At 63.3% G+C, this 6,446-nt stretch carries 7 protein-coding genes; 5 read left to right on the top strand and 2 right to left on the bottom strand.

All coding sequences use genetic code 11. From position 1 onward, the window contains the following. The first annotated feature begins 233 nt into the window (after positions 1 to 233). Positions 234 to 2,600, top strand: a complete 2,367-nt coding sequence (locus M2D63_RS17165; RefSeq protein WP_285864141.1) for an autotransporter outer membrane beta-barrel domain-containing protein — start codon at positions 234 to 236, stop codon at positions 2,598 to 2,600. Here M2D63_RS17165 and M2D63_RS17170 read toward each other — a convergent pair. Continuing rightward, positions 2,597 to 3,223 (bottom strand): LysE family translocator, encoded by a 627-nt coding sequence (locus tag M2D63_RS17170; RefSeq protein ID WP_285864142.1) that lies wholly within the window; start codon positions 3,221 to 3,223, stop codon positions 2,597 to 2,599. The genes M2D63_RS17165 and M2D63_RS17170 overlap by 4 nt on opposite strands. Before the next feature lie 306 nt (positions 3,224 to 3,529). Here M2D63_RS17170 and M2D63_RS17175 point away from each other — a divergent pair, with 306 nt between their 5' ends. Beyond that, positions 3,530 to 4,261, top strand: coding sequence for a hypothetical protein (locus M2D63_RS17175; RefSeq protein ID WP_285864143.1), 732 nt, complete (start codon positions 3,530 to 3,532; stop codon positions 4,259 to 4,261). A gap of 58 nt (positions 4,262 to 4,319) precedes the next feature. On the opposite strand, the gene M2D63_RS17180 is transcribed toward M2D63_RS17175, so the two are convergent. Then, a complete protein-coding gene (locus M2D63_RS17180) occupies positions 4,320 to 5,012 on the bottom strand; it encodes a metallophosphoesterase (RefSeq protein ID WP_285864144.1) in 693 nt (230 codons plus the stop codon). Between the two features lie 78 nt (positions 5,013 to 5,090). Between M2D63_RS17180 and M2D63_RS17185 the strand changes: the two genes are divergently transcribed. The 3 genes from M2D63_RS17185 (at position 5,091) to M2D63_RS17195 (ending at position 6,318) form a co-directional block, all read left to right on the top strand. Beyond that, positions 5,091 to 5,609, top strand: a complete 519-nt coding sequence (locus M2D63_RS17185; RefSeq protein WP_285864145.1) for a DUF3016 domain-containing protein — start codon at positions 5,091 to 5,093, stop codon at positions 5,607 to 5,609. Positions 5,610 to 5,666: 57 nt separating this feature from the next. Continuing rightward, a complete protein-coding gene (locus tag M2D63_RS17190; RefSeq protein ID WP_285864146.1) occupies positions 5,667 to 5,951 on the top strand; it encodes a hypothetical protein in 285 nt (94 codons plus the stop codon). A 112-nt stretch (positions 5,952 to 6,063) separates the two neighbouring features. Then, positions 6,064 to 6,318: a hypothetical protein gene (locus M2D63_RS17195; RefSeq protein WP_285864147.1), complete on the top strand. Its 255-nt coding sequence runs from the start codon at positions 6,064 to 6,066 to the stop codon at positions 6,316 to 6,318. The last annotated feature ends 128 nt before the right edge of the window (positions 6,319 to 6,446 follow it).

Below are 6,446 nucleotides of genomic sequence, written 5' to 3' on the forward strand. Positions count from 1 at the left end.
CCGGTCCGCCTCCAAGGCTAGGTCATATTTCTCAATCGAATCAGACCCTTTCACTATAAGGATGGTGCCGTTCTGGCGGTCACGACAAGGCAGTGGCTATTAGCCACCTAGCATTTTTGCCAGTTGTCACCGTTTCTGTTTGCTCCAACTCTCAGGCACAGGACCCGTCCAGTTCTGACAGGGAAACTGGATCTGCTTTGGTCAGTGTCCTGTACGGAAATGGAGCCTGCCAGATGCGAGCCTCACTGTTCGTGGTACTCAGCACCCTGCCCTGCGTTGTGTTTGCCCAGAACCTTGTGGTCGGGCCTGGCGACAATCTCGGTGCCGTCGTCCAGACACCACAGATCGACGACTTCCTGATGACCGGCGGCACCGTCCAGTCCCTGGCCCAGGGCGATGCCCGCGATACTTTCAGGATGAACGCCGGGCAAATCGTCGGCGCTTTTGAAGACGGCGATATCGCGCAATTTTCCGGCGGCCGCATCGGTCGCGTCGACATGAAACTCGACAACAATATCTTCAGCATGTCCGGCGGCAGTATCGACGGCAACCTGGTAACCGGCTTTGGCAATGACAGCATCTTCCTCAATGCCGGGACCATCGGCGGCAATATCAGCACCAGTGGTGGCAGGGACATCTTTGTCATCACCGGCGGTGAGCTGCGCGGCAACCTGCTCGCCAGCTTCGGCAATGACGACCTCAAGTGGCAAGGCGGAACCATACGCGGAACCGTGGACATGGGGGGCGATGACGACGTGGCGGCGCTCAAGGACCGCTCCAGCACCGTACTGAATATCGTCGTCAACGGCGGTGCTGGCGTTGACACGCTGCTCTTCGATAACAGTCAGCCCGTGGGGGGCGATCGCTACATCAACTGGGAAACCGTCAACCTGACCAACGCCAGCCGATGGAGCCTGGACAATGCCTTGACCCTCGGTGATACCAGTGCGGTTGCCGCACCCACCGCCCTGAATATCGATGCCAGTAGCTCGCTGGTCTCCCGCTCGGGCACGATCAACGCCTTCAACCCCGGCCAACCACTGACCGTAAACAGCAGCGGGCTCATCGATCTGAGTAGTGGCGGCGACGCCCAGGGGCGCCTGACCATCAATGGCAACTTTGTCGGCAATGGCGGCACTTTAAAGCTCAACACCGTGCTGGCCAGTGATGACGCGCCATCGGATCGGCTGGTGGTCAACCGGGGTACGATTTCTGGCACTACCAACTTACAGATCAGCAATCTCGGCGGCGCCGGGGCCGCGACCAGCCAGAACGGTATCCAGGTCGTGGAAGCCACCAATGGCGCGACCAGCAGCAGCGGCGCCTTCGTCCAGACCCAGGTCTTGTCGGCCGGTGCCTTCGACTATCGACTGTTCAAAGGCGGGGTCACGCCTGGTAGCCAGAATAGCTGGTACCTGCGCACCGCCGTGGTAGCCCCAGACCCCACTCCGCTGCCGGAACCCGTTGATCCAGGAACAGGTGGACCCGGCCCCGTCGACCCAGGCCCAGTTGAGCCTGGGCCCGTCGATCCGGGGCCTGGTCAGCCGGAACCGGAGGCGCCGGTCGTCGTGGTGCCGCTGCCAGAGCCGGCGCCCGCTCCGGGGCAACCGGAGCTGCCGCCCCCGACACCCGGTGTGGTCATTCCACTCTACCGCCCCGAAGTCGCGGTATATGCGGCGGCGCCTCGTGCTGCGGCACTGGTCGCACGTTCGGCGCTGGGCACCTTTCATCAGCGCCAGGGCGACCAGAACCTGTTGAATGAGCAGGGTGCGGCATCGGCCAGTTGGGGCCAGGCTTATGGCAACCACTTTCGCCAAAGCTGGTCAGGCACGGTAGACCCGAGCCTGGATGGCAACCTGTATGGGTTCAAGGTCGGCCAGGACCTGTATGCCTGGCAAGGCGACAACGGCTATCGCCAGTATGTCGGCGTGTATGTCGGCCACAGCCGCCTGAACGGCGATGTCAAAGGCTTTGCCCTGGGCATCGAAGACAGCGCGGTGGGCGATCTTAAGCTCGACAGCGACAGCGTCGGCACCTACTGGACCCTGGTGGGGCCGCAGCACGGGTATGTCGATGTCGTCGTGCAGTATTCGGACGTTGACGGGCGGGCGAAATCCGATCGCGGGGACCAGCTGGACCTCAATGGACACACCTGGGCCGCATCGCTGGAAACCGGCTATCCCATTGCGCTCTCGCCGCAGTGGACCGTGGAACCCCAGGCGCAGGTCATTGCCCAGTCGGTTTCGCTGGACAGCGCCGATGACAGCGTTGCCCATGTCGACTACGACGCCCAGACAGAGTTGATCGGCCGCCTCGGCGTGCGCCTGGAGGGCAACTTCAAATCAGGCAGCGTCCCCTTGCAGCCTTACCTGCAGCTCAACCTCTGGCACGCTGATGGTGGTCGCGACACGCTGACCTTCGACGACCTCGACCGGATCAAGACCGACTACCGCAGCACCTCGCTGGACGTCGGCACCGGCCTGGTCGCGCAGCTGGGCAAGAACCTCAGCGTGCACGCCGGCATCGACTACGGCAGCAACCTCGACGCCCACCAGCAGGAGAGGATCGGCGCCAACCTTGGGGTTCGTATCAGCTACTAGGCCCGCCGCGCTGCCAGCAGGCCGATCCCGGCGCAGCCGAGCAGCGTGGCACTGACCCGGTTGAACAGGCGCCGCGGCCCGGGCTGGTTGAACCAGCGTTGCAGGTAGGCACCGAGCCAGCCGTAGATGGCGATGGCCAGCCACTCCAGCAGCAGGAACAGGCCACCCAGCCAGGCGAACTGCTCGGCCACCGGCACCGGGCTGCCGACCTGGACGAACTGCGGCAGGAAGGCGGTGAAGATCAGGATGGCCTTGGGATTGCCCGCCGCCACCCAGAACTCCTGGCGCGCCAGGCGCAAGGTGCCACGGCTGCGCTCGGCCACCTGGGTATCGGTCGCCACCGGTGCCCGCCACAGTTGCCAGGCGATGTAGAACAGGTAGGCCGCGCCCAACAGCTTGATCGCCAGGAACAGGTACTCGCTGGTGTGCAGCACCACCGCCAGGCCCATGGCGGCCAGCACGATCATCCCGGCAAAGGCCAGCAGGCGGCCCACGCCGGCCACGCAGGCGATGCGCAGGCCATAACGGCTGGCATTGTTCAACGACAACAGGTTGTTCGGCCCGGGCGCCATGTTCAGGGCAAAACAGGCTGGGATGAACAGGGCGAGTGTGGACAGGTCCATGGCGGCGCTCCGGTGACGGGAAGCAGCAGAATCCGGGCAGCGGCCCCTGAGCGTCAAGGTACAGTTGGGCAGAAAAACTGTGCACGCCACCGATTGCCCTACCACCTTGTGCAACAACCACTTGGCAGCCGGTTACAGCGAATCGCTTGAACCTGGCCGCCGGTCCATAGCAAAACAATATCAATCCACTTCCAGTCATTGGCTATACCTCTTCCTGGCACATGAGTGCCCGGGTGCACGGAGGCTGCACACAGGACGCAGTTCGAGGTCACCTGACCTGCCAACTCAAGGAAAAGGAAATTCGACATGGAAAGCATCGCAGTCAGCGCCAGCCAGATCAACTGGAGCGGCGGCCAGCGCATCACCCTCAGATCCGGCGACACCGCCACCTGCACTACCCTGCGCCCCGGCCAGTTGTACGGGGTGTTCCTCTACAACTCGGCGCAGAACGACAACAATGCCACGGTCAACGTGGTGTGGAGCAACAGCCAGCCCCCCTGCCAGATCACCGTTCCCGGCACCACGGCCAACGCCGGCCTGGCCTCGGTCGGGTTTGTCTCGGGGACCGATACGCAGACCATCTCCCTGTCTGTGCCGCCCAACAGCGGCATCGCCCAGGTCGATGCGTGGCTGGGCAGCGTAAGCATGCCGACCAACACCGCCGGGCTGAACAACCAGGCGCTGCAGGCCAACGGCGAGCAGGTGCCTTTCAACAAGTACGCCCGCTATTACGCGGTACCGCCATCGAAGTGGATGAGCCTGACCATCGTCAGCACCATCAACCAGTTCGTCTCCTGTCAGTTCCGCCAGGACAAGGCCGTAGTGTTCGTAGTCAACGAAACCTCCAATGGCTTGCTGTCCGGGCAGATCAGCGCGATGGGGCCGACGGCGTCGGAGCCTGGGGCAGTGACCATCAGCACCTCCAACACCCAGAGCATCAAGGAAAACCTGCAAGGTGACGGCACCCAATGGGTGTGGATGGATGCCGACAGCCAGCAGAACTCGCAAACCGCCAGTATTGCCTTGCAGTCCCTGTAGCAGCAGGCACTGTCGAGGCGTCCCGGGAGGCCCCCTTGTGGGGCCTTCCTTTTACCGCTCAGTCAGTGGTGAGGTTGGCCAGGCTGAGGCTGTCCAGGTCCAGCAGGCTGAAATGACCACGGGCCCAGCCACCCGTATCGATGTGCCAGATATTGCCCAGCACCTGCACCTCGCGCAGCGGGGTATGGCCGACGATCAACGCCCGCAGGCCCGAGACAGGCCTGTCATCGTCCTCCTGCAAGCGCCGCCGCGACCACTGGCAGTACTCCTCCACGTCCCGTGCCCTGGGCGCCTTGAGTTGCTCGCACAGCTCGGACCACTGGGCGAACGGGCAATCGGCATGCAGCAGGCCGACCAGCCCGCCTGCTGTCTCGACTTCAATGGCCATTGGCATGCGCGCGAAACGCGCGGCAAAACGGACCTGCTCCTCGCCCGGCAGGTCGAGAAACCAGCCGCCACCGGCGGCGCGGTACTGGCCGTAGTCCAGCCAGCCGCCGCTGGCATGGGTGATCGCCAGCGCTTCATGGTTACCCTGTATCGCGTGAAACCAGGGCTGATCCAGCCAGTGCAGGGCCTGCGGGCATTCGGGGCCGCGATCGACCAGGTCACCGACGCTGAACAGCCGGTCCACCGCCGGATCGAAGCCGATCCTGTCCAGTTGCGCCTCCAGGCGCTGGAAGTGGCCGTGTATATCGCCCACCGCGTAGTCCCGCCCCAGCGGGTTGATGGCGTACCGCTCGATCCTGCTCACCTGGCCTCCTCTGACCCGCCTGCCCTGGCGGGGGTACAATATAGAAGCTGTGCAGACCGCTGCACCTGGAGGTGAATCATGCGCCCTGTCCTGTCCCTTGTCGCCCTGAGCCTGCTGGCCAGCAGCAGCCTGGCGCAAACCGCCCCGAACTCCACGGTCGAGGTCACCTACGACAATCCCGAGCACTTTCGCGATGCCAGCCTGGACAGCAATGGTTATGAACGCGGCGCCGACGAACAGGTCATGAAAGAACTGCGCAGCTACCTGCAGACCCTGGGCAAGCGCTACCTGCCCGCAGGCCAGAGCCTGCGCATCGACATCCGCGACATCGACCTGGCCGGACGTTTCGAGCCCTGGCATCCCCAGGCCTACACCATTCGCTTCATGCGCGATATCACCTGGCCCAGTATCGACCTGCACTACGTACTGTCGCAACAGGGTCAGGCCGTGAGCCAGGCCGATGCCCACCTGACCGACAAGTTCTACCTGCAACGCCCGGGACGGCGCGCCACCAGCGACCGCCTCTATGCCGAAAAGGCCATGCTCGAGGAATGGTTCCGCAAACAGTTCGCCGTGCAGCACCAGACCTCGTCCTGAACCGACCGGACCGCTGCGCAGTCTGAGTCAATGTACCCCTGTACAGAGGACATACCGATGGTCACTCATTACAAGGTAGCCGGCCACCTCGCCTGTGGTCACCATGGCAACAACCTGGTGTCGACTACCGAACTCAACCGGGTCAAATGCCGTAGCTGTCGCAACACCGATGCCTACAAGGACGCCCGCCGCGACCAGCGCAACGCCGCTCGCCGTGCGGCCCGCAAGGCCCGCGCCCACCCGGCGGGCAGCGACTGGCGCGCCGCCTGGGCCGAACGCTTGACCGCCCTGCCCGGGCTGCAACGCCTGCCGCGGGGGTTCCAGGGACAGGGCTTTGTCTGAGATCTCCTGGACAGCCATCGGCCCGATGGCTGTCCATTGAACTATGCTGAACAGTTGACACGAGCATTTGAACCTGTGTCCGACGGGTTCCATGTCTATCGGGAGAACCGTTATGAAGTACCTGGCAGCGTTTTTCGTCGCCCTGACCCTGGGCAGTCCGGTCTTCGCGGATGAATGCGCAACGAAGATCAAGCAGCTCGAAGATATCCATAAGGCCAGTGGACAGGCCCTGTCCGGCGGCAAGGTCGAAGAGTTCCGCAGTTTGCTGGCTCAAGCCAAACAAGCGCAGAAGGATGGCGACATCCAACTGTGCAATTCCTCGGCTGACCGGGCCCAGCAGATCTATAACACTGCACGTAACAAGTAAGGAGGGTTTTGGGCTTGGGTGTTGGGGCTGTGAGCTTATCCATTCATTGCGGCGACGCTGCCGGCCCCTTCCGCCTTTACGGCGGGTCCCTTTTGTCTTGGCAAAAGGAACCAAAACCGCTCGCTCCT

The sequence above is a fragment of the Pseudomonas sp. BJa5 genome (genome assembly GCF_030272875.2).
Taxonomy (GTDB): domain Bacteria; phylum Pseudomonadota; class Gammaproteobacteria; order Pseudomonadales; family Pseudomonadaceae; genus Aquipseudomonas.